Origin of the sequence: Pseudoduganella lutea (genome assembly GCF_004209755.1) — a bacterium.
Classification (GTDB): Bacteria; Pseudomonadota; Gammaproteobacteria; order Burkholderiales; family Burkholderiaceae_D; genus Rugamonas; species Rugamonas lutea.
Genome location: NZ_CP035913.1, coordinates 3491245 through 3517665 on the forward strand (window position 1 = coordinate 3491245; position 26421 = coordinate 3517665).

Consider the following 26421-nt stretch of genomic DNA (forward strand, 5'->3'; position numbering starts at 1 on the left):
CTAGACCTTCAGGAACTCTTCGCGCCCGCCCAGCCACCGTTCCAGGTGCGCTTCGACCACCCGTTCGCTGGCCGGGTCGTGCAGCAGCGCGTGCGCCACGTCGCGCGCCTGGTCGACCAGCCAGCCATCCGTTTCCAGGTCGGCAAAGCGCAGCATCGCCTGGCCGGATTGCCGGGCACCAAGAAATTCACCGGGACCGCGGATTTCCAGGTCGCGCCGGGCGATCTCGAAACCATCGGTGGTCTCGCGCATCGTGGCCAGGCGCTGCTTGGCCACGTGGCCCAGCGGGCTCTGATACAGCAGCAGGCACACGCTGGCCGCCGAGCCGCGCCCCACGCGCCCGCGCAGCTGGTGCAGCTGCGACAGGCCGAAGCGTTCGGCATGCTCGATCACCATCAGCGACGCATTGGGCACGTCCACGCCCACCTCGATCACCGTGGTGGCCACCAGCACGTGCACCCGGGCGGCGGTGAAGGCATCCATCACTTCCTGCTTCTCCGCCGGCTTCATGCGGCCATGCACGAGGCCCACCTGCAGGTCGGGCAACGCCGCGGCCAGTGTTTCGTAGGTTTCCGTGGCGGTCTGCAATTGCAGCGCTTCCGATTCCTCGATCAGCGGGCAGACCCAGTACACCTGGCGGCCATCCAGCGCGGCCGCGTGCACCCGCTCGATCACTTCGTCGCGCCGGTTCTGGTCGATCACGCGCGTGACGATGGGCGTGCGGCCCGGCGGCAGCTCGTCGATCACCGACACTTCCAGGTCGGCGTAATACGTCATCGCCAGCGTGCGGGGGATCGGCGTGGCGGACATCATCAGCTGGTGCGGCACCAGTCCGTCCGCGCCCTTGCCGCGCAGGGTGAGGCGCTGGCCGACACCGAAGCGGTGCTGCTCGTCGACGATGACGAGGCCCAGCCTGGCGAACTGCACGGTGTCCTGGATCAGCGCATGCGTGCCGATCACCAGTTGCGCCTCGCCCGATTCGGCCATGGCCGAAGCGGCCATCTTTTCCTTCTTCTTCAAGCTGCCCGTCAGCCACGCCACCTTCACGCCCAGCGGTTCCATCCACGCGGCGATCTTCCTGAAATGCTGCTCGGCCAGGATTTCGGTGGGCGCCATCAGCGCGGCCTGGAAGCCGCTGTCGATGGCCTGCGTGGCGGCCAGCGCGGCCACCACCGTCTTGCCGCTGCCCACGTCGCCCTGCAGCAGCCGCTGCATCGGGTAAGGCTGGCGCAGGTCGGCGCGCACTTCCTCGAGCACGCGCGCCTGCGCATTCGTGAGCCTGAACGGCAACGCAGCCTGGAATGCCGCGGTCAGCGTGCCCACCGCCTCGAGCGGCGCCGCGCCTTTTTGCCGGCGCGCGTCCTGCGCGCGCTTCAGCGACAGCTGCTGGGCCAGCAGCTCGTCGAACTTCATGCGGATCCACGCCGGATGCGAGCGCTCCGCCAGCGCATGCTCGTCCACCTGTTGCGGCGGATGGTGCAGCAGCTTCACGGCCGGCTCGAAGCCATGCAGCTGCATCTTTTCGACAAGCCTCGGTGGCAACGTGTCGGTCCAGTCCACGCGGCGCATCGCCTCCATGATCGCGCGGCGCAGCACGTGCTGCGACAGGCCTTCGCCGGAAGGGTAGACCGGAGTGAGGGACGTGGGCAGCGGTGCGCCTTCGTTGACCACCTTGTAAGTGGGATGCACCATCTCGGCGCCGAAGAAGCCGTGTTTCAGCTCGCCGCGGGCGCGCACCCGCGTGCCTTCGGCCAGCTGCCTGGTCTGGCTGCCGTAGAAATTCATGAAGCGCAGCATCAGTTCGCCCGTATCGTCGGCGATGTGCACGATCATCTGCTTGCGCGGCTTGTAGGTGATCTCGTTCTTCGTGACGATGCCTTCGACCTGCGATGTCTGCCCGCCGCGCAGGCAGGCCGCGCGGATGTCGGTGACCTCGGTCTCGTCCTCATAGCGCATCGGCAGGTGCAGCACCAGGTCCATGTCGGTGCGCAGCCCGAGCCGGGCCAGCCTGCTTTCGATCGAGGGGGCCGCTTTCTTCACGGGGGGCTTGCTTTGCTTCGTTTCGGCCATGGTCAGGTGATGCTTTTTTTACTCGATTGCGAGCTCTTGTGGGTCGCTCGGCAACTGATCGTGGGTTAAAAGCGTGTATTTCCGCGCCATGCGTCGTTGCAAATGCCCCGGGATAGGTGGCTATCCCGGGGCATTTACGCCTAGCCTGACACGCAAATCCATCGCTTTTACCGCCACGCCGTTGCCGAGCGACCCACTAGCGTACAATAGAAGGTTGCCCAATGCTTTTTCAGCGGAATTGCGCGCACGTCGTCATCCATGCGCGCCACCGCCAGACACACTATGTATTCGCTCTCCGATTTCGATTTTAACTTGCCGCCCGAGCGCATTGCTCAGTTTCCGCTGCCGGACCGCAGCGCGTCCCGCCTGTTGCACGTGGACGGCAGCCGCCTAGTCGACCGAAAATTCACCGATATCCTCGACCTGCTGCAGCCGGGCGACCTGCTGGTGATGAACGACACCCGCGTGCTGAAGGCGCGCTTCTTCGGCATCAAGGACAGCGGCGGCAAGGTCGAGGTACTGGTCGAGCGCGTGCTCGACACGCGCACCGTGCTGGCCCAGGTCCGTGCCTCGAAGTCGCCGGGACCCGGCGTGAAGATCCGCCTGGCCGACGCTTTCGACGTCACGGTGGGCGAGCGCGCCGGCGAATTCTTCACCCTGAAATTCGATGCCGACGTGTTCGACCTGATCGAACAGTACGGCCGCCTGCCGCTGCCGCCGTATATCGAGCACGCGCCCGGCGAGGTGGACGAGACACGCTACCAGACCGTGTTCAACAAGGTGCCGGGCGCCGTGGCGGCCCCCACCGCCGGCCTGCACTTCGATGAAGCGCTGCTGCAAAAGCTGCGCGACAAGGGCGTGAACTTCGCCTATGTCACGCTGCACGTGGGCGCCGGCACGTTCCAGCCGGTGCGCACCGAGAACCTGGCCGAGCACAAGATGCACACCGAGTGGTACACGATGCCACAAGCGACCGTGGATGCGGTGAAGGCCACGCGCGCCGCCGGCCGCGATGTGATCGCCGTCGGCACCACCAGCCTGCGCGCGCTCGAATCGGCGTCCCAGTCGGGCACGATCGAGGCGGGCAGCGCCGACACGGCGCTGTTCATCACGCCGGGCTATGCCTTCAAGTCCGTCACCCGGCTGATCACCAACTTCCACCTGCCGAAGTCCACGCTGCTGATGCTGGTCTCGGCCTTTGCCGGTTTCGACGAGATCCGCGCCGCCTATGCGCACGCGATCGCCAACGAATACCGCTTCTTCAGCTATGGCGATGCCATGCTGCTGACTACGCCCAACCGGGCATAACGGATAACTGACAATGCTGGAATTTAAACTCATCAAGACCGATACGACCGGTCTGACGAAAGCGCGCCGCGGCACGCTGAAACTGAACCATGGCGTGGTGCAGACGCCGATCTTCATGCCTGTCGGTACCTATGGTTCCGTGAAGGCCATGTCGCCGATCGAACTGAAGGAAATCGGCGCCCAGATCATCCTGGGCAATACCTTCCACCTGTGGCTGCGCCCCGGCAATACCGTGATGGCCAAGTTCGGCGGCCTGCACAAGTTCATGGGCTGGGATAAACCCATCCTCACGGATTCCGGCGGTTTCCAGGTATTCTCGCTGGGCGAGATGCGCAAGATCACGGAAGATGGCGTGCATTTCAACTCGCCCATCAACGGCGACAAGCTGTTCCTGTCGCCCGAGATCTCGATGCAGATCCAGCGCGTGCTGAACTCCGACATCGTGATGCAGTTCGACGAGTGCACGCCGTATGAAATCAACGGCCGCCCGGCCACGCTGGAAGAGGCGGCGAAGTCGATGCGCATGTCGCTGCGCTGGGCGCAGCGCTCGATGAACGAATTCAAGGGGGGCGAGAACCCGAATGCGCTGTTCGGCATCGTCCAGGGTGGCATGTTCGAATCGCTGCGCGACGAATCGCTGGCCGGCCTGGAAGAGATCGATTTCCCGGGCCTGGCGATCGGCGGCCTGTCCGTCGGCGAGCCGAAGGAAGACATGATGCGCGTGCTCGAGCACATCGGCCCGCGCCTGCCGGCCAACAAGCCGCACTACCTGATGGGCGTAGGCACACCGGAAGACCTGGTGGCCGGCGTGAGCAACGGCGTGGACATGTTCGACTGCGTGATGCCCACCCGAAATGCCCGCAATGGCTGGATCTTCACCCGCTTCGGCGACATCAAGATCAAGAACGCGCGCTACAAGGAAGACACCGAGCCGTTCGACTCGACCTGCTCGTGCTACGCCTGCCGCAACTTCAGCCGCGCCTACCTGCACCACCTGCACCGCGCGCAGGAAATCCTGGGTGCCCGGCTGAACACGATCCACAACCTGCACTATTACCTGGACATCATGCAGCAGATGCGCGATGCGCTGGATGAAGATCGCTTCCCCGCGTGGGTGAAGCAGTTCCACGCCGACCGTGCCCGCGGAATTTAACTGAGTAAAAACCTGCAGGAACTTCTTGCAATAGTGTAAAAGTCCCCAATCTCTGCGGCTTTGGCCAGTGCTAGAATACAGCGCTGTTTTTTTTAATTACATTGGAGTCACCCGTGTTCATTTCCAACGCTTATGCTCAAACCGCCGGCGCCGCCGATGCGTCGATGATGGGCAACCTGTCGACCTTCGTGCCACTGATCCTGATGTTCGTGGTCATGTATTTCCTGATGATCCGCCCGCAGCAGAAGCGCGCCAAGGAACAGAAAGCCATGATGGACGCGCTCGCCAAGGGCGATGAAGTCGTGACGGTCGGCGGTATCCTGGGCCGGGTGTCCCGCGTGACCGATGCCTTCGTGACGGTGGAAGTGGCACCGAACACGGAAATCGTGGTGCAGAAATCCGCGGTCACCACGCTGCTGCCGAAGGGCACGCTGAAGGGGCTGTAAGACCTCACACAGGAAGCGGGCGGCACCACCGCCCGCTTTTGTTATCGGCCAACCTCGCTGAAGATCATGAATCGTTATCCCATCTGGAAATACATCCTCATTGCCATCGTCGTGCTGCTGGGGGCACTGTACACGGCACCCAACTACATGGGCGAGTCGCCCGCGCTGCAGATCACCAGCGGTAAATCCACGGTGAAGGTGGGTAGCGATATCGTCACCCGCGTCGAGCAATTGCTGGCCGAGGCGAAGCTGCCCACGTCCGGCATCACGTTCGACGCGGGCTCGAGCAGCCCTTCCGTGCGCGCCCGCTTCACCGATATCGACACGCAGTTCAAGGCCAAGCTGGCCCTGGAACGCGGGCTCAATACCGATCCGGAAGATCCCGCCTATATCGTCACCAACAACCTGATGGCCAATACGCCGGCATGGATGCAGAAACTCGGCGCCCACCCGATGTACCTGGGCCTCGACCTGCGCGGTGGCGTCCACTTCCTGATGCAGGTGGATGTCAAGGCCGCGCTGGACAAGCGTATCCAGGGTTTCCAGGCCGCGATCCGCAGCGAACTGCGCGACAAGAACGTGCGCCACGCCGGCATCGAACGCTCGGGCGATGCGATCATCGTGAAATTCCGCGACGACGCCACCCGCCAGGCTGCCCGCAAGGCGCTGGGCGAGATGAACGAACTGCAGTTCGCCGACGGCACCAGCGGCGCCGACCTGACGCTGACCGCGTCGATGAAACCGGCCGCGCTGAAAGCCGCGGTGGACAACGGCGTGAAGCAGAACATCGCCACCCTGTCCAAGCGCGTCAATGAACTGGGTGTCTCCGAACCGATCATCCAGCAGCAGGGCGCGGACCGCATCGTCGTCCAGCTGCCGGGCGTGCAGGACGTGGCACGCGCCAAGTCGATCATCGGCCGTACCGCCACGCTGGAAGTGCGCCTGGTCGACCAGACCGTGCCGCGCGGCACCGAGCTGACGGCCGCGATCCCGTTTGAGTCGGAGCTGTTCACCGCCGGCAAGAACGTCCCGGTCGTCCTGAAGAAGGATGTGATCATCACCGGCGACTTCATCTCGTCCGCTACCGCCACGTTCGACGAGAACCAGCAGCCGGCCGTGTCGCTCGACCTGAACGGCGATGGCGGCCGCCGCATGCGCGAAGCCACCCGCGACAACGTGGGCAAGGGCATGGCCATCGTGCTGTTCGAGAAGAAAAAGCCGGAAGTGCTGTCGGTCGCCACGATCCAGGATGAACTGGGCAGCCGCTTCCGCATCACCGGCATGGGCAGCATCGAGAATTCCACCGAACTGGCGCTGCTGCTGAAGTCCGGCGCGCTGTATGCACCGATGGAAGTCATCGAGGAACGCCTGGTCGGCCCGCAACTGGGCGCCGAGAACATCGCGAAAGGCTTCAATGCCACGATGTACGGTTTCCTCGCGATCGCCGTGTTCATGGTCATCTACTACATGATGTTCGGTGTCTTCTCCGTGCTGGCGCTGGCCGTCAACCTGCTGCTGCTGGTGGCCATCCTGTCGCTGATGGGCATCACGCTGACCTTGCCGGGCATTGCCGCTATCGCGCTGGCGCTGGGCATGGCGATCGATGCGAACGTGCTGATCAACGAGCGGGTGCGCGAGGAGCTGCGCGCCGGCGCTTCGCCGCAGGCCGCGATCTCGGCCGGTTTCGACCGCGCCTGGGCAACCATCTTCGACTCGAACGTGACGACCCTCATCGTGGCGCTGGCGCTGCTGGTGTTCGGTTCGGGCGCCATCCGCGGCTTCGCGATCGTCCACGGCCTGGGCATCCTGACCTCGATGTTCTCCGCCGTCTTCGTGTCGCGCGGCGTGGTCAACCTGTGGTATGGCCGCAAGAAGAAACTGCAGTCGCTGTCGATCGGTACCGTCTGGGTACCGAAAGAAGCGAAGTAACGGCCATCGGTCAATAAGAGGATTTCATGGAATTTTTCCGCATTCATAGAGACATCCCGTTCATGCGCTACGCGACGATCTTCAACGTCGTGTCGGCGCTGACGTTCGTGGCGGCCGTGTTCTTCCTGGCCACCAAGGGCCTGCACCTGTCGATCGAATTCAAGGGCGGCACGCTGGTGGAAGTGAAGTATCCGCAGGCCGCCAACCTGGAACGCATGCGTGAATCGCTGCGCGGCGCGGGCTTCGAGCATCCGGAAGCCAGCACGTTCGGCACCGCCAGCGACGTGCTGATCCGTCTGCCGATCACGGCCGGCACCGGCTCCGACACCACGTCGGTACGTGCCTTCGAAGGCCTGTGCCGCGCCGAGAAGGGCACGGTCAAGCAGTTCGACGAGATATCGCCGCAGGGCGATCACCACGCCCGCACCTCCTGCGTCGACGCGGCCGGCAAGGAGCTCGTGTCGCTGCAGCGCGTGGAATTCGTCGGCCCGATGGTCGGCGAGGAACTGGCGCAGAACGGCATCAACGCGCTGATCATGGTGGTCATCGGCGTGATGATCTACCTGGCCATCCGCTTCGAGTGGAAGTATGCCGTGGCGGCGATCATCGCCAACCTGCACGACGTGATCATCATCATGGGCTTCTTCGCGTTCTTCCAGTGGGAGTTCTCGCTGACGGTGCTGGCGGCGATCCTGGCGGTGCTGGGCTACTCGGTCAACGAATCGGTCGTGATCTTCGACCGGATCCGCGAAAACTTCCGCAAGCAGCGCAAGATGAGCGTGCAGGAAGTGATCGACAACGCCATCACCAGCACGATGTCGCGCACGATCATCACCCACGGCTGCACGGAGATGATGGTGTTGTCGATGCTGTTCTTCGGCGGGCCCACGCTGCACTACTTCGCCGTTGCGCTGACGATCGGCATCCTGTTCGGCATCTACTCCTCCGTGTTCGTCGCGGCCGCCGTCGCCATGAAGCTGGGCGTCAAGCGCGAAGACCTGATCAAGCCGGTCAAGGAAAAGGACGAAACGGACGGCGCCGTCGTTTAATACGGCACTGCTCCCCCAATGCCGCCTCCGGGCGGCATTTTTTTCGCCTCTACAATATTTCCTAAATTCGGGGCCTAACCCTAATCCGTTCAGTTAACGGAATTCGATGCAGTCCGCGACGCCAGCGTACTGGTGTCGGACACCGGCTTTTCGGTGTCGGACACCGGTGTTCGCGTGAACTTGCCGATTTCCTGAGAGGAAAACCAGTGTCCGACACATTTTCCGGATGAAGCGCCCGGAAAAAATGTCCGACACCAGGCACGCAAGCGCCAACTCGAATGGCCACGTCGCCTTAACTGAACGGCATTGGGGTCTGACCCCGGTTTCAGGAAAGATTTCTTAGAATCGGGGTCAGACCCCGGTTTTCGGCAACTTTTCTGCGTCAGACGGGCAGCAGGATGGTGGCGCGCAGGCCGCCGGTGGGGCGGTTCGACAGCGTGACCTTGCCGCCGTGTGCGTCGATGCAGGAGCGGGCGATGGCGAGGCCGAGGCCCGCGCCGCCCAGCTCCGGCTGCCGCGAGGCGTCGAGCCGGTAGAACGGCTTGAACACGTCGTCCAGCCGGGCGGGCGGGATGCCGGGGCCTTCGTCGTCGATCGTGATGCGGATGGCGTCGCGCCCGCCGTCGATCTGCGCGGGCGCCACGTCGAGCCGTGCGCAGCGGCCGTAGCGCACGGCGTTGTCGACGAGGTTCGTCAGCGCGCGGCGGATCGCCAGCGGGCGGCAGCGGCAGGGCAGGGGGGCAAGGCCGGCGGCGCAAGCCAGTGCCACGTCGCGCCCCTGCGCCGCCTGGTCGGCCGCGATCTCGGCCACCAGCGCGCCGACGTCGATGCCGATCGTCGGCTCGTCGTAGGCATCGTCCTTCGAGAAGCGCAGCGTTTCCTCGATCATCGACGCCATGTCGCGCAACGTGCGCTGCATGCCGGTGCGCACTTCGTCGTCGTCGACGAGTTCGGCGCGCAGCCGCAGCGACGTGACCATGGAGCGCAGGTCGTGGCTGATCGAGGCGAGCATGCGCTTGTGGTCTTCCAGGTAGCGCGTCAGCCGCGCCTGCATGATGTTGAACGATGCCGTCACCTCGCGTGCCTCGCGCGGCCCGGTCAGCGCCAGCGGTTCGTATTCCCCGCGGCTCACCCGTTCGGCCCCTTCCGACAGCGCCTTGATCGGCCGCACGATGCGCCGCACGAACACGATGCCGATCACCAGCACCGGCAGCGTGCTGACGGGGATCGAGAAGCGCACCCGCTTCCACCACCACTGGTCGTCGGCAAGCGGCCGCTGGGCGCTGTTGAACCAGCCACCACCCGGCAGGCGCAACGCGATGGCGAGATCGGGGTCCTCGTCAACCCCGGCGCGCAGTGCCAGGGACACGTGCACCGCGTTGGCCGGCAGCTTCAGCTCGCGCTGCAATACCGCCTGCAGCGACCGCTCTTCGTCATCCAGTACGAGGTCGGTTATTGCGCTGCGCGCGCCGATGCGGTGGCGCGACGTGCCGGTGTCCAGCGCGGCCAGCATCGCATTGCCGGACGCGGCATCGCGCTGCACCAGCGCCAGCCGGTAGGCCGACGTGACGTTTTCCATCACGTAGCGGCGCGACATCCGGTGCAGCGTGCCGCTGCCGCTGTTACTGGCCGTAGCCAGCAGCGCGATCAGGTGCGCCGCCAGCAGGCCGCAGATCAGCAGGCCGACCAGCTGGCCCGCCATCGTCTGTGGCAGCAGCCGCGCCAGGAAAGCTTTCACGAAACGGCGAACTGCGTCGCGGGGGAGGCCGTCACGGTGGCGGCAAACAGGTAACCGTTGCCCCATACCGTCTTGAGCAACCCGGGGCGGCGCGGATCGGGTTCCAGCTTCTTGCGCAGGCGGCTCACCTGGCTGTCGATGCTGCGGTCGAACGCCAGCGCGTCGCCGCTGCCGGTCAGGTCCATCAGCCGGTCGCGCGAAAGCACCGTGCCGGGATGCTCGACGAGCACGCGCAGCAGGCGGTACTCGGCGCTCGACAGTGCCGCCGGCTGGCCCTCCGGATCGAACAGTTCGTGCTTGCCCGTGTCGAGGAACCAGCCGTTGAACGCATAACCGTCGGCCGTTGTGACGGCGAACGCGGCAGGGGCGGCGGGGCGGCGCCAGCGGCGCAGCACCGTGCGGATGCGCGCCACCAGTTCCGGCGGGTCGAATGGCTTGACCACGTAATCGTCGGCCCCGCTGTCCAGGCCGGCCACCTTGTCGGCGGACGTGTGCATGGCCGTCAGCAGGATCACCGGCGTGTCGAGCGTGCCGCTGATGCGCCGGCACAGCGACAGGCCATCCTCGCCGGGCATCATCACGTCCAGCACGATCAGGTCGAAGCGTTCCTTCAGCAGCAGCGCGCCGGCCTGGGCGGCATCGGCGGCGGTGCTGACCGCCAGCCCTTGCCGGCGCAGGTAGGCGGCAAGGGAACTGCGGATGTCGGGGTGGTCGTCGACGACGAGGATATGGTCGGCTGCTGTCATCGGGCTGCTCCGTCAATGCGGATGATTCTCATTTACAGGGCGTGATTGTAGCAGCGCCGCCGGCCCCGTGCCATGGCCGGCGAGACCTTACGCCAGCACCCACCCCACTGCGCCCAGCAGCGCCACGGCCGGCGCCGTCCACCGCACTGGCTGCGGCGCATAGGTCATCTGCAATCCGATGGCCAGCGCAGCGAAGGTCAGGAACCCCAGCCAGGCCAGGATGCCGACGGACGTGCCCCACGCCGCGATCGCCGGCACCAGGGCGACGGCCAGCAGCGCCCAGCCGCCGAGCCGCAGCGCCATCGCGGGAAATGCCTTGCCGTACACCTGCTCCTGGTGCCGCGCCATCGACAGCGACACGGCGGCCATTGCCGCATAGCTGAGTGCGAGTACGATCAGCGCTTTCATGGCGTCACCTCCTTCAACGGGGCCGGTACGACCTGCGCAACCGGCCGGTCCTTGCGGACCAGGTGCCGGGCGATCCAGCCGAACAGCGCGGCGATCGCCAGCATCGCGAAATCGAAGCCCACGATGCCGGCCTGGCCGAGCGGAATGCTGGTGAACAGGCCATGCCCGCCTGTGACCGGATTGACGATCGGCAGCAGCACGAACAGCACGACGATCGCGATGCATTGCTCTTTCCACGCCGACCTTGCCGGCCGCAGCGCCGCATGCACGAGCGCAGCCAGCCATGCGAGGAAGAAGCCGTTGATTTCCCACGCGGCCCGTTCCGCCATCTCCACCGGCAGCAGGCGGTTGAGCCAGAAGTAGGCGCCGGTCGCCAGCGCCAGGCCGGTGATGACGCCGATGTTCGTGACTTCCACTACGCGGTGGCCGAACGGCGTGCGGCCCAGTTTCCTGCGCTCCGGCGCCCGCTTGACGACCCACAGCACGAGGCCCGTGGCCACCATCGCGGTACCGACCACGCCGGACAGGAACAGCAGCCAGCGCACGGCGGGTCCGGCGAAGCGGCCCATGTGGGCACTGGCGAACACGTTGCCGACCGCGCTTGCGGCCGATGGCGTCGGCAGCGGCGGGCGTTCCTTGATCTTGCCGGTGGCGGCGTCGAAGACGAGCCGTTCGGAGGCGCCGCGCGTCGTCAGGCTGTCGCTGCCATGCGCGCGCAGCTCCACCGTCGCACCCGGCTTGTTGGGGCGGTTGACCGTGATGCGGCCCACTGCATGCTCCGGCCACGCGTTGCGTGCCTGCGCCATCATCGGGCCGATGGCCGCCGCCAGGTCGACAGGCGCGGCATCGGCGGCACCGCCGCGCGACCGGCCACCGCGGCCTTCACGCCCCTCCTTGCCCTCGCCCTCGCGCTGCTGCTGCGCACCCGCCACCATCCCGCGCCGCTCCATGTTGTAGGCTTGCCGGTCGCCGTCATAGGCGATTTCCGCGCCCCAGGGCATCAGCATCGCCATGAGCAGCAGCAGGCCGGAGAAGGTGATCATGATGTGGAACGGCAGCGCCAGCACGGCCGTCGCATTGTGCGCGTCCAGCCACGAGCGCTGGCCCTTCTTCGGCCGGAACGTGAAGAAATCGGTAAAGATCTTCTTGTGCGTGATGACGCCGCTGATGATCGCCACGAACATGAACATGGTGGCGATGCCCACGATCCAGCGGCCCGTCGCGCGGTCCATGGCGTGCAGCTCGAAGTGGAAGCGGTAGAGGAAATTGCCGCCGCGTGTTTCACGCGCCTCGATCTTTTCGCCGGTGGCGGCATCGAGCTCGGCGCGCTTCGTGCCGGCGCGGCCGGCCGCGGCATTCCTGTCGCGCCAGCTGGCCGACACGGTGGTCTGCCGCTCGTTCGGCATCTCCAGTGTCCACGTATTCGCGGCCGGCGCCAGCTTCTGCATGCCCGCGAGCGCCACCGCCGCCGTCTGCGCGGCATCCGCGCCGGGCACGGAGGCGTGCAGCTCCGGCTTCATCCACAGGTTCACTTCGTCGAGGAAGTAGCTGAGCGTGCCCGTGAAGAACACCGCGTACAGCAGCCAGCCCAGCACGATGCCGGTCCATGTGTGCAGCCACGACATCGACTGGCGGATGCCTTCCGGTTTGCCGTCGGGCCTCATGCCGCACCCCCTGCGCCGGCCCGCGCCAGCCACGTCAATGCCGCCAGCAACGCCGTGGACAACACGATGCCGAGCCACGCACGGCGCGTGCTCGCCACCGCGAATACCCAGAGGGCGGCGCACAGGTGCACCACGAACGACGACATGGTGGCGGTGGTGACGGCGTCCACGCGGGACATGCCGGTCTGTTGCAGCCACAGGCTCATGGACGCGGCCCAGGCGGCCGCCAGCGCATAGCCGCCGAAGATGGCCGCCACGCTGCGCGACGCGACCCGCCACCGGTAGGAGGCGGGCAGGGGAGTGTTCTTGCTCACGATAGTTCTTTCAGGGCGAGGCAGGGTCGATGTGGCATCAGAACGACGAAGTCAGGCTCACGAACAGCGAGCGGCCCGCTTCGTTGTACGAGGCTGCGCCGGACGTGCCATTGGTGCTTTCGCGGAACAGGCGCTCGTCGAACAGGTTGTTGATGCCGGCGCGCAGGCGCAGGTTCTTCGTGAACGCGTAACCGGCGCTCACGCCCCACACGCTGTACGGGTCCAGCGTGTTGAGGGCGTCGCCGGTGGCCGCGGCGCCTTGCGTGGTCAGCTTGCGCGGTTCCTGCTTGCCGTACCAGGTGCCGGTGAACAGCAGCGACACCTTGTCGTTGACCTGCCAGTCGAGCGATGTATTCAATGTGAACTCGGGGATCACCGACAGCGGCTCGCCCGTGGTCTTGTTCTCGTTCTCAATCATGTACGTGAGGTTGTTGATGAACTTCACGCCGCGGCCGAACGGGATCGTCACGTTGCCCTCGACACCCTGCACGACGGCCTTCGGCGCGTTCTCCCACTGGAACAGGCGGCCATTGGCCGACGTGTTGCCGAGCAGGCTGTCCATGCCGCCCACGATCTTGTTGCGGTAATCGTTGTGGAAATAAGTCACGCTGGCACTGTGGCCGGCGTCGCTCCAGCCGATGCCGATTTCCTTGTTGACCGATGTTTCCGCTTCGAGGTTGTCGTTGCCGCGCAGGTAGCAGCCGCCGCCCAAATTCGGGTTGTTGACCGGGCAGCCGTTGCCGCGCGTGTAGTACAGGTAGTTCGGATTCGACTGGTACAGGTTGGGCGCCTTGAACGCCCGCGCGATGCCGCCCTTGATCGTGATGGTCGGCGTCAGCGAGTACGAGGCGTTCAGGCTGGGGCTCCAGTTGGTGCCGAACTGGCTGTGCTTGTCGAAGCGCAGGCCGGGCGTCAGCATCAGGTCATTGGTCACGCCGATATTGTCTTCCACGTACACGGCATAGGTTTCGGCATCGGCCTTGCCGTCGCGGTTCGTCGCGGCGAGGCCGGGGATCGCGGTGGCCGTCTGTGTCATCGAATACGGGTCGTCCAGCTTTTCCTGGCGCACGTCGAAGCCCACCGTCATCATCTGCGACAGGCCGAACAGCTTGCCCGGGATGTTCAGTTCACCGTTCAGGATAGTGTTTTCCAGTTCGGACGTGGACCACGACGTGGCATTTGAAATACTGCCTTCCGGGCCGCCGGCCAGGCCTTCGTTCAGGCGCGTGTTATCGGTATTTTCCCACTGCACCGACAGCTTCGACGTGCCGAAATCCCACTTGCCGCGGTGCGTCAGCGCGGCGGTACGGCGGATCATCACGTTCGTCTCGGCGCCGGCATTGGCCAGTTCGCCCAGCAGCGGCGTGCCCGTGGCATTGACCGCGCGGTCGCCCGCGTAGATATTGCCCTGGCGGGAAAAGCCCGATTCCAGTTCCAGCACCTGCCCCGGCGCCAGGTCCCAGCGCAGCAGGCCGCCCACGTCGCGGTTGCGCACGCCTTCGCGGCCGGCCGGCGGGATCGCGCCATCGGCCGTGTTTTCCGGCGTGGCATTGATCGACAGATCGTCCGCATCGGTCTTGTTCACGTTACCGAACACCCGGAACGAGAACTTGCCGGCCAGCGGACCGGAAAGGTTGAAGCCCAGGCGCTTCGTCGAGCTTTCCTCGCCGTGTTCCGGGGCCAGCGCGTACGCGGTGACGGAGCCGGACAGCTTGTCGCCCGGCGCCTTCGTGATGATGTTGACCACGCCGCCGGCGGCGCCCGAACCGTAGCGCGCGGCGGCCGGGCCGCGCAGCACTTCGATGCGCTCCACCAGTTCGGCCGGCACCCAGTTCGTGTCGCCGCGCGAATTGCGCTCGCCGCTGCGACCCATCCGCACCGAGTTGCGCGACGTGACCGGCTTGCCGTCGACGAGGATCAGCGTGTTTTCCGGGCCCATGCCGCGCAGGTCGATCTGGCGGTTGTTGCCGTACTGGCCCGTCGAGCTGTTGCCGGTGAGATTCACCCCGGGCATCGTGCGGATGATCTCGGAAAGGTCGTTGGCCGGCGGGCGCGCTTCGATATCGGCGGCGGTGATCGTCGATACGCCTGGCGCCTGCTTCAGTTCCTCCTCGGCGGTGGCGGTCACCTGCACTTCGGCCAGTTGCTGTTCGGGAGCAACCTGGGCCGGGGCCGTGCTGGTCGCCCACGCGCATGTTAAAAACGCCACGCGGAGAGCAGTGGCGAGCGGGGTGGGTTGCAGAGTGTGAGTCATTTCCTGGTCCTGTGTTGTAACGGTTCCGCGATCGCTGCCTGCCTCCGAACATGGCTATCGGCAACATCCCGATCGCGCGCAACTGAGAATGATACTCATTTAGTTCCTTAAAAGTTTGTCAAAGTGTGGCAGCCGGCAGGGCAGCGACTGCGGTGCAGTCCGTGCCGTGGCATGGGAAACGTGCCTGGAACGGCTCGGCGGCATTTGGCAATCCCTCGAATGCGGCCGATTTTTTGTTGACTTCGCAAAAAGGCGTGATTACACTATTTGCATCTGTTAGCGCTATCAGAGCCAGGTTGAAAATCACGGGAAACCCGGTCGCGCTGACGAGGACAAGATAACTGTTAGCGCTGCCAGCATGTCCGCGAAGACGGACGACGGCACGATGCAGGAGGAGACGACAATGCTGCACACCAAGCCACCCGCCACCACCGCTGCGGCACGCATGCCGCGCCTGCTGGTGCATCACGCCGGGGCAGCATGACGGAAGGTCCGATGGGCGGACCGGGTTACACTTTCCCGGTCTGTTTTTTCTGTGCGGGTGGACAAATGGTCCGCCCGCGCAGTTTTTTTTCGTGCAGGCCTTCCGAGTGAGAACCCCTTGAACAATCACGTCAACAAGCGCCTGCCCTGGCGCGAAAAGATCAGCTACGGCATCGCCGACATGGGGTTCAATTTCTATTGGACCAATATCGCCACGTTCCTGCTGTTTTTCTATACCGAGGTCTTCGGCATCTCGGCGGCGGCCGCGGCGTCGATGATGTTCTCGATCAAGCTGATCAACGCCTTCACCGATCCGATGATCGGTGCCCTGGCCGACCGCACCACGACCCGCTTCGGCAAGTTCCGGCCTTACCTGGTGTGGATGGCCGTGCCGCTGGGCTGTGCCGCCGTGCTCACCTATACCACGCCCGACCTGGAAGGCAACGGCCGCCTGTATTGGGCCTACGGAACGTATCTGCTGATGATGGTCTGCTACACGGCGATCAACATTCCGTACAACGCGCTGTCCGGCGTCATGTCGGCCGATCCGCAGGAGCGCTCCACCATCAACGGCCTGCGCTTCATCTGCGCGTTCGGCGGCAGCATGCTGGTCACGGCCGCTACCCCGTGGATGGTGGAGGCGTTCGGCAAGGGTAACGACGAGCGGGGCTGGCAGCTGACGATGGCCGCCTGGGCGGTGGCAGCGTGCGTGATGTTCCTGATCGCGTTCTTCAACACGCGCGAACGCATCGCGCCGCCGCCGCAGCAAAAGACCAACGTGATGCAGGATGTGCGCGACCTGTCCCGCAACGGACCCTGGGTGGTGCTGTTCTTCCTGGCGCTGATCATCATGGTCACGATCACGCTGCGCACCACCACCGCCGCCTATTACTTCAAGTATGTCGTGGGCCAGCCGGAGCAGATGGGCACGTTCGTTTCCGTCTACATGTTTGCCGCCGCTGTAGGTGCCGCCGCGTCGCCGCTGATGACACGCTTCATCGACAAGAAGAAGCTGATGATCATCCTGATGAGCACCACGGCCGTGCTGTCCGCCGCCTACTTCTTCATCCCGCCGGACCAGGTGTGGCTGATGTTCGTGCTGCAGGCATGCATGGGCCTCGTGCTGGGGCCGAAATCGCCGCTGGCCTTCTCGATGTATGCCGACACGGCCGACTACAACGAATGGCGCACCGGCCGCCGGGCCACGGCGATGACGTTCGCCGCCGCCACGTTCTCGCAAAAGCTGGGCACGGCGCTGGCCGTGGCCGTGATCGGCGCGCTGTTCACCACGCTGGGCTATGTGCCGAACGCCACGCAAAGCCCCGATTCCACGGCCGGCATCGTGTGGCTGATGTCGCTGATTCCCGCCGCCTTCGCGCTGCTGGCCGTGGGCGTAATGTGCTGCTACCACCTCGACGCGGCCACGCTGCGCACCATCCAGCTTGATCTCGCCGCGCGCAAGCCGGCATCCGATAGTCCAGATTCCGGAGAAGAACCCGATGCATTCCCCACTCCTTCGCCCGTCCGCTGACGGCCAGCGCTACGAACTGCTGTCGCCGACGGCGATGCCGCGCGCGGCGGGCTTCCTGTGGAACCGCAAGATGATGATCCAGGTGAACTGCCGCGGCTATGCCGTGGCCCAGTTCATGCAGCCGGAACCGGCCAAGTACTCGTATGCGCCGAACCTGGAAGCGAAAACGTTCATGCAGCCGGAGCAGGGCTATTACGCGCACCACCCGGGCCGCTTCTTCTACGTGAAGGACGAGGAAACGGGCGAGCTGTTTTCCGCGCCCCACGAACCGGTGCGGGCCGCGCCGGACCGTTTCGAATTCTCGGCCGGGAAGAGCGACATGGCGTGGACGGTCGACGCCCTCGGCATCCGCATCGAACTCGCCATGGGCCTGCCGGTCGACGACGTGGCCGAACTGTGGTCGCTGAAGGTCACGAACCTGTCCGGCCGGCCGCGCCGGCTGTCCGTCTACCCGTACTTCACGATCGGCTACATGAGCTGGATGAACCAGTCGGCCGAGTATCGCGCCGACCTGGGCGGCGTGGTGGCGTCGTGCGTCACGCCCTACCAGAAGGTGGCCGACTACTTCAAGCAGAAGGACTTCAAGGACCGCACGTGCTTCCTGTGCGAGCGGGCGCCCGATGCGTGGGAAGTGGCGCAGGAAGCCTTCGAAGGGGAGGGCGGGCTGCATGCGCCGTCCGCCCTGCAAGGTGAACTGCTGGCCGGCGGCGATGCGCGCTACGAAACGCCGGTGGCCGCCGTGCAGTACCGGCTGGCGCTGGCGGCCGATGCCAGCGAGGAATACCGTTTCCTGTTCGGTCCCGCGTTCGACGATGCGGAAATCGCCGCGTTGCGCGAGCGCTACCTGTCCGCTGCCGGCTTCGCCAGGGCGCGCGGCGAGTATGCGGCCTACATCGCCGCCGGCGCCGGCTGCGTGACGGTATCGACGCCGGACCCGGAGTTCGACAACTTCGTCAACCACTGGCTGCCGCGCCAGGTGTATTACCACGGCGGTTCGAACCGCCTGACGACCGATCCGCAGACGCGCAACTACCTGCAGGACAACATGGGCATGAGCTTCGTGCATCCGCCTGTTGCGCGCGGCGCGTTCGTGCATGCGCTGTCGCAGCAGGAGCCCAGCGGCGCGATGCCGGACGGGATCCTGCTTGTCGAAGGCGCGGAACTGAAATACATCAACCAGGTGCCGCACACCGACCACTGCGTGTGGCTGCCCGTGTGCCTGAAGGCTTACCTGGACGAGACGGCCGACTGGGCGCTGCTCGACGAGGTGGTGACCGACCGCGAAGGGCATGGCCAGACGGTGGCGCAGCGCATTGGCCGCGCGATGGACTGGCTGCTGGCCGAGCGCGACGAACGCGGCCTGTCATACATCGCCCAGGGCGACTGGTGCGACCCGATGAACATGGTCGGCTACAAGGGCAAGGGCGTGTCCGGCTGGCTGACCGTGGCCGCCGCCTATGCGCTGAACCTTTGGGCGGACATGTGCGCGCAGCACAAGGACGAGGAAGGCGCCCGGCACTTCCGCGCGGGCGCCCAGGCGATGAACGATGCGGCCAACGAGCACCTGTGGGATGGCCGCTGGTTCGCCCGCGGCATCACGGACGATGGCGTGGTGTTCGGCGTGGCCGACGACAAGGAGGGGCGCATCTGGCTCAATCCGCAGGCATGGTCGATGCTGTCCGGTGCGGCCAGCGCGGCGCAGCGCGCATCGATGGTCGAGGAAGTGGCGCAGCAGCTGCACACGCCTTATGGCGTGCAGATGTTCGCACCGCCCTTCTCGAAGATGCGCGACGACGTGGGCCGCGTCACGCAGAAGCACCCCGGCTCGGCCGAGAACGGCGCCGTCTACAACCACGCGGCCGCGTTCTACATCTACAGCCTGTACGACGGCGCCGATGGCGAACGGGCATGGGACCTGATGCGCAAGATGATTCCCGGCCCGGACGAAACCGACTACCTGCGGCGCGGCCAGCTGCCCGTGTTCATCCCGAACTACTATCGGGGTGCATGGCGCGAATATCCGCGCACGGCGGGCCGTTCGAGCCACCTGTTCAACACGGGCACCGTGTCGTGGATCTACCGCTGCGTGATCGAGGGCCTGTGCGGCCTGGTGGGCGATGCGGAAGGATTGCGCATCGCGCCCCAGCTGCCAGCCGCGTGGAACGGCATGCGGGCCGTGCGCACGTTCCGTGGCGCGACGTTCGAGGTATCGATCCAGCGTGGCGACGTGCGCGGCGTGCAGGTGCGCTGCGACGGCACGCTGCTGCCAGCGGCGCGCGTTACCGGCATCGAAGCAGGCCGCACCTATCGGCTGGAAGTGACCGTACCCGCGGCGTGACGGTGCCTGCGGCGTGACCTCACGCCGCAGGGAATACGCGCCGCCGCCTCAGGCGGCGTGCGTGATGCGGTCCACCAGTTGCGTCACGCCCTCGGCGATGTCGAGCACGATGCCCGCCTCGTCCGGCTGCAGCGGTTCCAGCGCGGCGAACTGGCTGTCCAGCAGCGACAGTGGCATGTAGTGGCCAACGCGCGCGGACATGCGGGCCTCGATCAGTTCACGGGTGCCGGCCAGGTGCGCGAAACGCAAGCCGGGCACGCCTTCGCGCAGCAGGTCGCGATAGCGGCGCTTCAGCGCCGAGCATGCCACCACGATGCCTTCGCCGCGCGCCATCGCATCGCGGATCTCGCCCTGCAGGCTGGCCAGCCAGTGCAGGCGGTCGCCATCCGTCAGCGGCACGCCGGCGCTCATCTTCGCCACGTTTTCCGGCGAGTGATAGCGGTCGCCTTCCACGTAGCGCACGCCGAGCCGTTCCGCCAGCGCCGCTCCCACCGAACTCTTGCCGCAACCGGCCACACCCATCACCACCCAGCGCGGGGCATCCATATTATTCATCTCGCCCTCTGATAGCGCTAACATAATTTTTCATTGTAATGCACGTGTGAGCGTAGTTCAAGTTCTCCTGCATGAGACCGGATGGCGTCACAGTAATGGCTGGCCGGCGAACACCGGTGTCTGACCGCTGCGGCGGACCGACCATTTTCCAGGGAAAATGGTGTCAGACACCGGTTCTTCACCGCTAACGGCGAGTTCATGCCGCGTCATGCTGCCGGCGTTCGCGCCACTATGCGCTTTCGCGGGCCATCAGCGTAAAGCCCAGGTCGAGGTGGGCATGGGCCGGGCGTTCGCCGCGGATCGTGGCGCGCAGCATCGTGGCGGCCTCGAAGCCGATCTTGTAGCGGGGCGTGCCGACCGTCGTCAATGCCGGCTTCATCCACGCCGAAGCCGGCAGGTCGTTGAAGCCGCAGATGGCCAGCTGCTCGGGCACCGAGATGCCGCGCCGCTGGCACTGGTAGATGGCGCCGTGCGCCAGATCGTCGTTGCAGCAGAAGATCGCGTCGCAATCGGGCACCTGGGCAAGCATGCGGCCCAGCAGTTCGGCGCCCAGCGCGATCGTCGAGGGATCCGGCACCATGATCTCGAGACGCGTATCGGCCAGGCCGGCATCGGCCATGGCCTTGCGGTAGCCTTCGGCACGGCGCAGTGTGCGTTCGTCGAGCTGGGCACCGATGAAGCCAATGCGCTTCTTGCCCTTGCCGATCAGGTAGCGCGTCATCGCCTGGCCGGCCTCCACCTGGGAAAAGCCCACGCACAGCAGGTCCGGATCGGACGACAGGTCCATCATCGACACCACGGGCACGCGCGACGTCTCGAGCATCTGCTGCACGCGAGGACTGTGTGTCAGGCCGGACAGCAGGATACCGTCCGGGTTCGACTGCATGTACACGTTCAGCAGCTTTTCCTCCTCGGCGTCGGAGTAGCGGGTATTGCCGATCAGGAGCTGGTAATTGTCGTCGTCGAGTGCGTCCTGGATCCCCTGCAGGACGGCGGTGAACACGGTATTGGACAGCGAGGGCACGAGCACCACGATGACGTTCGATTGCGCCGAGGCGAGGGCGCGGGCGGCACGGTTCGGCACGTAGCCGAGTTCCTGCACCGCCTGCTCGACGCGCTGGCGCAGCAGCGACGACACGAGGTCGGGCTGGTTGATGGCGCGCGAAGCGGTCATGGGCGCCACGCCGGCACGGGCCGCCACGTCGCTCAGCGTGACGCGGCCGCTGGCGCGGCTGCGGGAAGAGGGGGATTTGCTCATATCTGGAGGGGTTTTTGGGGACCCCGGGAATCCTACTTTGTTTATGTGTTGTTGGGCTGGATTTATCCATAGTTCGGGGATCGATGTCAATCGAAGCTGCGCAGTCGATACCTGGGTGGCATGACCGAAAAGCCCCGGCCGCGGGTCGCCGCCCATGCTAAGCTTGCCGCTTTGGCATCGGAGACCGCATGAGCCGCACCGGCCGCATGTTCCAGCTCATGGATGCGTTGCGTGGCAACCGCCATCCCGTCACGGCGTCCGCGCTGGCCGAAAGGCTGGGCGTATCCGAGCGCACGATCTACCGCGACATCGCGGCACTGGCGGAGCTGGGCGCCCCGGTGCAGGGCTCGGCCGGCGTGGGCTACATGCTCAAGGCCGGTTTTTTCCTGCCGCCGCTGATGTTCTCTGCCGACGAGCTGGAGGCCCTGGTGCTGGGCGCGCGCTGGGTGCGGCGCCAGGGCGACACGGCGCTGGCCGCCGCGGCCGCCAATGCGCTGGCCAAGATCGCCACGGCCACGCCAAAAGACCTGCGCGATGAAATGGCCGAGACCAGCCTGTGGGTACCGATCGCGCCGCCACGGCCGGAAGACGACCTGTTCGTGCGCCCGGCCCGCGAAGCCATCCGGCGCCAGCACAAGCTGCGGATCAGCTACAGCGACGAGCAGGGCCGCCCGTCCGAGCGCACCGTGTGGCCATTCGCCCTGGCCTTCCTCGATGGCTGCCGCCTGCTTGCCGCATGGTGCGAGCTGCGCGCCGCCCAGCGCCATTTTCGTATCGACCGCATTCGCGCCGCCAGCACGCTTGCCGAGCGCTATCCCACGCCGCGGCATGAGCTGATCCGCGACTGGCGCGCCGAGCACGGGATCCGCGACGACTCCTGACAGGAACTGTCAACGCCGGCCAATAACATGCTCTCCATGCAATTTTGCATGTTATGTGAACCAGCGCACAGAACGCAGCAGGGCCGACTAGTACTATGGAACTGTCTCTTTCAGGACATCCCTAGTTTTGGACTTGGCCCGCTTTCGAGCGGGCATTTTTTTTGTCCATCCCCTGCGTGCACTGCGCTCCGCCCAATGGAGCCTTGATGGAGATGGACAACCTGTACGAGATGCTGCTTGGCTGCCCGTGGCCCCCGCAGCAGGCCGATGCCCATGCCACACTAGGCCAGCCCTTCGGCTGGGATGCGGCCGATGGCGCCGGTCCGGACCGCCTGTTCAACCGCTACCGGCGGCTGCGGCTGTCGGCGCGGGACGAACCGGCCGCCGAAGCCGGGCCTACGGCTCGCTGCCCGGCAGCGCCCAGCGCAGGCCGCGCGTGATGACGGCCGGCCCCACGCTCAGGTGGTCTTCCTCGGGAATCACGTCGGCAACGATCTTCAGGCCGGGGTAATTGCGCGACTTCAGCGCCGCCTTGAACGCGCGCACTTCGCGCACCGCGTCGTCGCGCTTGTTGAAGCGGGGGCCCGGCTTGATCGCCTCGTATTCACCCACGGCCAGCAGCACGTTGGCGCGCAGATCCTTGCGGCTGGCCGCGATGGCCTTCTCGCGCTCGAACATCATGCGCCGGCCGAACCACAGCGGCGGGCTGCCCAGCACATAATGCTCGAACATCGGCCGCTCGCCGAACAGCATTTCCAGGCCCAGCAGCGACCCATACGAATGGCCGATGAAGGTCTTGCGGTGCATGTCGGCGCGATAGTGCTTGGTCACGAACGGGAACACGTCGCTGGCGATGAAGCGGGCGAACGCCGCGGCTTCGCCGAACTTCGGTTCGCGGCCCGGCATGTCGGAGCGGATGTCGGCATCGTCGGGCGGGCCCGGCGTGTAATCGCGGCGGCGGCTGTATTCCGGCGTGTCGCCGTTGGCGTACGACAGGCCTACCAGGATGAATTCCTCGATGGCGCGGCCCTTGCGGCCGACGCGGCCGGCGATCGCGCGGGTCAGGGGAAATGCGTAAGTCGCGTCGGTAACGAACACCACCGGATAGCTGCGCCCCGAGCGCGCATACGAGGGCGGCAGGCTCACGTAGATCTGGTAATCGCGCTGCAATTCCCGGGCACGCACGGTGCGCACCTCGGTTCCGTCCAGCACGTACGGCGCACCCTCGAGCGCGATCGAGGCACCCTGGGCCAGCGCGCCGCCGGCCACGAAGCAGCACGCGGCGGCAAGGACGCGGAGATGGTTCTTCATGTTGTCGGCGAAGCAAAAAAATCCGATTATCGCCGAAATGGCCGATCCGGGGGCCGGCATCGGCGCAGTGTCAGCACAGCATGAGCGCGGTACGCAGCGCTTCCACCTCCGCGCGGGATTCGTCGAGGATCGCCTGCAGCGTGCCGTCGCCGACCGCGAAATCGATCGTCCGGGCAGCTTGCGGCGTCGTGGCGCCGGGCCGCGCATGCATCGGGGAGGCAACGGGCGCCAGGTCGTCGGCCAGCAGCAACGTGTCGCCCAGCGTTTCCGGCGGCAGCGCGCGCATGCCGGTCCACATCGCTTCGACGGCGCGCACCACGTGCCCGGGCACCATCAGGGCGCCAAGCACGCTGCGGCCCAGCGTGATTTCCCCATGCGCCAGCCAGTCATCCGGCTCGCCATCGAGCAAGCCGGGAAATTCGCCCGCGCGCGACAGCGCATAGAACGCGCCCACTTCATGCACGATGCCGGCAAACAGCGCCGTGTCGGGATCCACGTGGCTCACGCGGCGGGAAATCACCTGGGCCAGCGCGGCGGTGTGCGCCGTGTGCTCCCACAGCCGTGCCGCCCTTGCGCGCAGGCCCGGGTCGCCCAGCGTGCCACCGAGCTGGCGCACGATCAATGCGGCCACCAGCGATTGCAGCGTGCGTACGCCGAGCCGGTGCACGGCCCCCCGCACGCTGGAAATCGGCGTGCCGGAACGGTTGAAGGCCACGGAGTTGGCGATGGCCACGGTGCGCGCGGCCAGCAGCGGATCGGCGCCGACCAGCCGGGCGGCCAGGTCGACGTGGCAGTCGGGATCGACGAGTGCCTGCTGGAGCCTGACGGAAGCCTCCACGCTGGCGGGAAAAGCAAGCTCGCCGCGGCCGGCCTGGGCCGCGATCATGTTGAAGGCTTCGAATCTGTCCATCGAAAAATTATACCCACAATATTGCCGAGTGGAAATTAAAATCGATGGCGCCGTGCACAGGTGGCGTGCGGCGATGGCGCCCGGACCTTGCGCGACTGCTGCGGTCCGGTTCGTTCGCCGCGATGCGGCTCACTCCTGCCGGAAGATGGCGTCGCAGCCTTCGTGGGTGGTGCCTTCCATGTCCGCCAGTTCGTCCGTCAGCTCCAGGTCTTCCAGCTCCTCGACGGCGTTGGTGAAGCTGTTGTGCTTCGTGGCGCCGATCAGGCGGTAGATGTCGCCATCCTCGTTGCGCACGCCGATCAGGAATTTCTGTGCGCGCACGTCGTCCTCGGGGGCGGTTTCCAGCAGCAGGTTGCCGGAGATCTGGTTGTCAAACTTGGCCGGGGTAAAGCCATCGATCAGGGTAGTTTTCAGCATGTCTTCATTCAGGATGGGGTTGATTCGGGAGAGGCATCGATCACGGACTTCAGGCGCGCAAGCACCCGTTCCAGTTCCGCGTAATCGGCCTCCGTGTAATGGGCGAACACGGCGCCGCCGCGCGAGATCACGCGTGGGAACACGTCGCGAAACGCCTGTTCGCCGCGGGGCGTGAGCCGGATGAACCAGCTGCGCGCATCGAGCGTGCTGCGTTCGCGCATCACCAGGCCCTTTTGCTCCAGGCGTTCGATCACGCCCGTCAGCGTGCCCTTCGTGATCAGCGTCCGCTCGCCCAGCTCCTTGTACGGCATGCCAGGCGTATTGCCCAAAGTGGCGATGATGTCGAACTGGGCATGCGTCAGGCCGCTCTCGCGCACGTGGCGGCCGGACAGACGCTCGAAGGCCTGCATGCATTCCGCCAGCAACCGGATACTTTTCAGATAACGTTCACCCATGGGCGGATTATAGCGGGCGCCTGCCGCGTAGCGTGTCCGCGCAGCTGTTACCATAGCGGGTTCCATTTGTCCTGCTGCACATGCCACCGTCCATGTCCGATGTCCTTCGCTAACCTCGCACGGCTCGGCCGCGAGCAGCCACTGCGCATGCTGCTCGTGAATGCCGGCGATGCCGAGAGCCTGACCTGGTCCGGTCTGGCCCAGCCATTGCGGCTGGCGCAGCGCCTGCTGGGCGATGCCTTCGTGCTCGACATCGGCACGCCAGCCACGGTGGCGGCTGGTGGCGCAGGAGACTGGCACGTGGCGCTGCTGGTCGCGGACGAGCAGCAAGCCGCGCTGCCTTCCCAACTGCTGCACACGGTGCTGGATCGCTGCCGCGGCGCCGCGTGCTGGGGCGGCGTCGGCGCGGCCGTGCTGTGGCTGGCCGCCGCGGGCCACGCCGCCGGCGTGCGCATCGCGCTGCCCTGGGCGCTGTATGGCGACACGGGCGAAATCGCCGAGCAGGCGATCCTCACGCCCCACCTGTTCGAATGCGACGGCCGGCACCTGACCTGCTGCGGCGGGGCGGCCAGCATCGACTTCGCGCTGACCTTGGTCGAACACCTGTTCGGCAGCGGCATCGGCGCCGCCGTCAAGGAAGCGCTGTGCATCGACCGCGTGCGCGGTGCGGATGAACGGCAGCGGGTGGCGCTGCAGGCGCGCTTCGGTGTGCTGCAGCCGAAGCTGTCCGAAGCGGTGACATTGATGGAGGCGAACATAGAGGAACCGCTGACCACCGACGACGTCGCCCAGCTCGTGGGCCTGTCGCGCCGCCAGCTCGAGCGCCTGTTCAAGCAATACCTGGGCAGCCTGCCATCGCGCTACTACCTCGAACTGCGGCTGCAGCGCGCCCGCCAACTGCTGCTGGAAACCAACCATTCGATCGTGCAAGTGGGCCTGATGTGCGGCTTCTCCTCCGGCTCGCACTTTTCCACCGCCTTCGGCGCCCTGTTCGGGAACACGCCCCGCGAAGAGCGGCAACGCAAACTCGCCGCCGCCTGAAAAATTAGGGACGGACCCTGTTTTAGAGGAAATTTCCCAGAAAACAGGGTCCGTCCCTAATTTTGGAAAATTCTTGTCGCTTCTTCAAAAGAGTTTTAGCATGCCCGCTTTTACAATCCGTACTCACCGTGGACTTGCCGCGGCCGTACCTCTTCTTTTCCT

Annotated in this window: 24 protein-coding genes; 11 read left to right on the forward strand and 13 right to left on the reverse strand. The window is 65.7% G+C overall.

Going from position 1 to position 26421, the window contains the following annotated elements:
• Nucleotides 1–2070: an ATP-dependent DNA helicase RecG gene (gene recG / locus EWM63_RS14770; protein WP_130187205.1), complete on the reverse strand. Its 2070-nt coding sequence runs from the start codon at nt 2068–2070 to the stop codon at nt 1–3.
• 282 nt (nt 2071–2352) lie between these two features.
• Between recG and queA the strand changes: the two genes are divergently transcribed.
• From queA to secF, 5 genes are all read left to right on the forward strand, one after another.
• Nucleotides 2353–3378 (forward strand): tRNA preQ1(34) S-adenosylmethionine ribosyltransferase-isomerase QueA, encoded by a 1026-nt coding sequence (gene queA, locus EWM63_RS14775; RefSeq protein ID WP_130187206.1) that lies wholly within the window; start codon nt 2353–2355, stop codon nt 3376–3378.
• 13 nt (nt 3379–3391) lie between these two features.
• Nucleotides 3392–4531 carry a tRNA guanosine(34) transglycosylase Tgt gene (tgt, locus tag EWM63_RS14780; RefSeq protein ID WP_130187207.1) on the forward strand — a complete coding sequence of 380 codons (1140 nt, stop codon included), beginning with the start codon at nt 3392–3394 and terminating at the stop codon, nt 4529–4531.
• Between the two features lie 113 nt (nt 4532–4644).
• Nucleotides 4645–4977 carry a preprotein translocase subunit YajC gene (yajC, locus tag EWM63_RS14785; protein WP_130187208.1) on the forward strand — a complete coding sequence of 111 codons (333 nt, stop codon included), beginning with the start codon at nt 4645–4647 and terminating at the stop codon, nt 4975–4977.
• Between the two features lie 66 nt (nt 4978–5043).
• Nucleotides 5044–6906 carry a protein translocase subunit SecD gene (gene secD, locus EWM63_RS14790; RefSeq protein ID WP_130187209.1) on the forward strand — a complete coding sequence of 621 codons (1863 nt, stop codon included), beginning with the start codon at nt 5044–5046 and terminating at the stop codon, nt 6904–6906.
• A gap of 26 nt (nt 6907–6932) precedes the next feature.
• Nucleotides 6933–7955, forward strand: coding sequence for a protein translocase subunit SecF (gene secF, locus EWM63_RS14795; RefSeq protein ID WP_130187210.1), 1023 nt, complete (start codon nt 6933–6935; stop codon nt 7953–7955).
• 382 nt (nt 7956–8337) lie between these two features.
• Here the strand turns inward: secF and EWM63_RS14800 are convergent, their stop codons facing one another.
• The 6 genes from EWM63_RS14800 to EWM63_RS14825 all read right to left on the reverse strand — a co-directional run bounded on the left by EWM63_RS14800 (nt 8338) and on the right by EWM63_RS14825 (nt 15079).
• On the reverse strand, nt 8338–9693 hold the full coding sequence (locus EWM63_RS14800) for an ATP-binding protein (RefSeq protein ID WP_229487899.1): 1356 nt from the start codon (nt 9691–9693) through the stop codon (nt 8338–8340).
• Nucleotides 9690–10439, reverse strand: coding sequence for a response regulator (locus tag EWM63_RS14805; protein WP_130187211.1), 750 nt, complete (start codon nt 10437–10439; stop codon nt 9690–9692). The genes EWM63_RS14800 and EWM63_RS14805 overlap by 4 nt, the downstream gene beginning before the upstream one ends.
• Before the next feature lie 87 nt (nt 10440–10526).
• The gene (locus EWM63_RS14810; protein ID WP_130187212.1) at nt 10527–10847 is read right to left on the reverse strand and encodes a DUF3325 domain-containing protein; all 321 of its coding nucleotides are present in this window, start codon (nt 10845–10847) and stop codon (nt 10527–10529) included.
• Nucleotides 10844–12511: a PepSY-associated TM helix domain-containing protein gene (locus EWM63_RS14815; protein ID WP_130187213.1), complete on the reverse strand. Its 1668-nt coding sequence runs from the start codon at nt 12509–12511 to the stop codon at nt 10844–10846. The genes EWM63_RS14810 and EWM63_RS14815 overlap by 4 nt, the downstream gene beginning before the upstream one ends.
• A complete protein-coding gene (locus tag EWM63_RS14820) occupies nt 12508–12825 on the reverse strand; it encodes a DUF3649 domain-containing protein (RefSeq protein ID WP_229487900.1) in 318 nt (105 codons plus the stop codon). Before EWM63_RS14820 ends, EWM63_RS14815 begins: the two co-directional genes overlap by 4 nt.
• Nucleotides 12826–12862: 37 nt before the next feature.
• Nucleotides 12863–15079 (reverse strand): TonB-dependent siderophore receptor, encoded by a 2217-nt coding sequence (locus tag EWM63_RS14825; RefSeq protein WP_130187214.1) that lies wholly within the window; start codon nt 15077–15079, stop codon nt 12863–12865.
• 358 nt (nt 15080–15437) lie between these two features.
• Here EWM63_RS14825 and EWM63_RS32830 point away from each other — a divergent pair, with 358 nt between their 5' ends.
• The 3 genes from EWM63_RS32830 to EWM63_RS14835 all read left to right on the forward strand — a co-directional run bounded on the left by EWM63_RS32830 (nt 15438) and on the right by EWM63_RS14835 (nt 19431).
• Nucleotides 15438–15563, forward strand: coding sequence for a hypothetical protein (locus EWM63_RS32830; protein WP_259772508.1), 126 nt, complete (start codon nt 15438–15440; stop codon nt 15561–15563).
• A gap of 117 nt (nt 15564–15680) precedes the next feature.
• Nucleotides 15681–17093 (forward strand): MFS transporter, encoded by a 1413-nt coding sequence (locus EWM63_RS14830; protein ID WP_229487901.1) that lies wholly within the window; start codon nt 15681–15683, stop codon nt 17091–17093.
• Nucleotides 17062–19431, forward strand: a complete 2370-nt coding sequence (locus EWM63_RS14835) for a GH36-type glycosyl hydrolase domain-containing protein (protein WP_130187215.1) — start codon at nt 17062–17064, stop codon at nt 19429–19431. The genes EWM63_RS14830 and EWM63_RS14835 overlap by 32 nt, the downstream gene beginning before the upstream one ends.
• A 48-nt stretch (nt 19432–19479) precedes the next feature.
• Here EWM63_RS14835 and EWM63_RS14840 read toward each other — a convergent pair whose 3' ends face one another.
• Nucleotides 19480–19977 (reverse strand): gluconokinase, encoded by a 498-nt coding sequence (locus EWM63_RS14840; protein ID WP_229487952.1) that lies wholly within the window; start codon nt 19975–19977, stop codon nt 19480–19482.
• A 238-nt stretch (nt 19978–20215) separates the two neighbouring features.
• Entirely contained in the window at nt 20216–21244 is a 1029-nt protein-coding gene (gene gntR, locus EWM63_RS14845) for an HTH-type transcriptional regulator GntR (RefSeq protein ID WP_130187216.1), read from the reverse strand.
• Between the two features lie 188 nt (nt 21245–21432).
• On the opposite strand from gntR, the gene EWM63_RS14850 reads away from it, so the two are divergent.
• Entirely contained in the window at nt 21433–22125 is a 693-nt protein-coding gene (locus EWM63_RS14850; protein WP_130187217.1) for a helix-turn-helix transcriptional regulator, read from the forward strand.
• 203 nt (nt 22126–22328) lie between these two features.
• Complete coding sequence (locus tag EWM63_RS14855; protein ID WP_130187218.1) at nt 22329–22565, forward strand: hypothetical protein; 237 nt, start codon at nt 22329–22331, stop codon at nt 22563–22565.
• Here EWM63_RS14855 and EWM63_RS14860 read toward each other — a convergent pair.
• From EWM63_RS14860 to EWM63_RS14875, 4 genes are all read right to left on the reverse strand, one after another.
• On the reverse strand, nt 22522–23436 hold the full coding sequence (locus EWM63_RS14860; protein ID WP_130187219.1) for an alpha/beta hydrolase: 915 nt from the start codon (nt 23434–23436) through the stop codon (nt 22522–22524). The genes EWM63_RS14855 and EWM63_RS14860 overlap by 44 nt on opposite strands.
• Nucleotides 23437–23506: 70 nt before the next feature.
• On the reverse strand, nt 23507–24346 hold the full coding sequence (locus EWM63_RS14865; RefSeq protein ID WP_130187220.1) for an HDOD domain-containing protein: 840 nt from the start codon (nt 24344–24346) through the stop codon (nt 23507–23509).
• Between the two features lie 129 nt (nt 24347–24475).
• Nucleotides 24476–24763 (reverse strand): hypothetical protein, encoded by a 288-nt coding sequence (locus EWM63_RS14870; protein WP_307720859.1) that lies wholly within the window; start codon nt 24761–24763, stop codon nt 24476–24478.
• Nucleotides 24764–24771: 8 nt separating this feature from the next.
• A complete protein-coding gene (locus tag EWM63_RS14875; protein WP_130187221.1) occupies nt 24772–25218 on the reverse strand; it encodes a MarR family winged helix-turn-helix transcriptional regulator in 447 nt (148 codons plus the stop codon).
• Between the two features lie 99 nt (nt 25219–25317).
• Here EWM63_RS14875 and EWM63_RS14880 point away from each other — a divergent pair, with 99 nt between their 5' ends.
• The gene (locus tag EWM63_RS14880; protein ID WP_130187222.1) at nt 25318–26259 is read left to right on the forward strand and encodes a GlxA family transcriptional regulator; all 942 of its coding nucleotides are present in this window, start codon (nt 25318–25320) and stop codon (nt 26257–26259) included.
• The last annotated feature ends 162 nt before the right edge of the window (nt 26260–26421 follow it).

Excerpts from the sequence above, each read along its gene's own strand:
- recG (WP_130187205.1), bottom strand. The coding sequence starts at position 2,070 with ATGGCCGAAACGAAGCAAAGCAAGCCCCCCGTGAAGAAAGCGGCCCCC.
- queA (WP_130187206.1), top strand. The coding sequence starts at position 2,353 with ATGTATTCGCTCTCCGATTTCGATTTTAACTTGCCGCCCGAGCGCATT.
- tgt (WP_130187207.1), top strand. The coding sequence starts at position 3,392 with ATGCTGGAATTTAAACTCATCAAGACCGATACGACCGGTCTGACGAAA.
- secD (WP_130187209.1), top strand. The coding sequence starts at position 5,044 with ATGAATCGTTATCCCATCTGGAAATACATCCTCATTGCCATCGTCGTG.
- secF (WP_130187210.1), top strand. The coding sequence starts at position 6,933 with ATGGAATTTTTCCGCATTCATAGAGACATCCCGTTCATGCGCTACGCG.
- EWM63_RS14805 (WP_130187211.1), bottom strand. The coding sequence starts at position 10,439 with ATGACAGCAGCCGACCATATCCTCGTCGTCGACGACCACCCCGACATC.
- EWM63_RS14810 (WP_130187212.1), bottom strand. The coding sequence starts at position 10,847 with ATGAAAGCGCTGATCGTACTCGCACTCAGCTATGCGGCAATGGCCGCC.
- EWM63_RS14815 (WP_130187213.1), bottom strand. The coding sequence starts at position 12,511 with ATGAGGCCCGACGGCAAACCGGAAGGCATCCGCCAGTCGATGTCGTGG.
- EWM63_RS14825 (WP_130187214.1), bottom strand. The coding sequence starts at position 15,079 with ATGACTCACACTCTGCAACCCACCCCGCTCGCCACTGCTCTCCGCGTG.
- EWM63_RS32830 (WP_259772508.1), top strand. The coding sequence starts at position 15,438 with ATGTCCGCGAAGACGGACGACGGCACGATGCAGGAGGAGACGACAATG.
- EWM63_RS14835 (WP_130187215.1), top strand. The coding sequence starts at position 17,062 with ATGCATTCCCCACTCCTTCGCCCGTCCGCTGACGGCCAGCGCTACGAA.
- EWM63_RS14840 (WP_229487952.1), bottom strand. The coding sequence starts at position 19,977 with ATGGATGCCCCGCGCTGGGTGGTGATGGGTGTGGCCGGTTGCGGCAAG.
- gntR (WP_130187216.1), bottom strand. The coding sequence starts at position 21,244 with ATGAGCAAATCCCCCTCTTCCCGCAGCCGCGCCAGCGGCCGCGTCACG.
- EWM63_RS14850 (WP_130187217.1), top strand. The coding sequence starts at position 21,433 with ATGAGCCGCACCGGCCGCATGTTCCAGCTCATGGATGCGTTGCGTGGC.
- EWM63_RS14860 (WP_130187219.1), bottom strand. The coding sequence starts at position 23,436 with ATGAAGAACCATCTCCGCGTCCTTGCCGCCGCGTGCTGCTTCGTGGCC.
- EWM63_RS14865 (WP_130187220.1), bottom strand. The coding sequence starts at position 24,346 with ATGGACAGATTCGAAGCCTTCAACATGATCGCGGCCCAGGCCGGCCGC.
- EWM63_RS14870 (WP_307720859.1), bottom strand. The coding sequence starts at position 24,763 with ATGCTGAAAACTACCCTGATCGATGGCTTTACCCCGGCCAAGTTTGAC.
- EWM63_RS14875 (WP_130187221.1), bottom strand. The coding sequence starts at position 25,218 with ATGGGTGAACGTTATCTGAAAAGTATCCGGTTGCTGGCGGAATGCATG.
- EWM63_RS14880 (WP_130187222.1), top strand. The coding sequence starts at position 25,318 with ATGTCCTTCGCTAACCTCGCACGGCTCGGCCGCGAGCAGCCACTGCGC.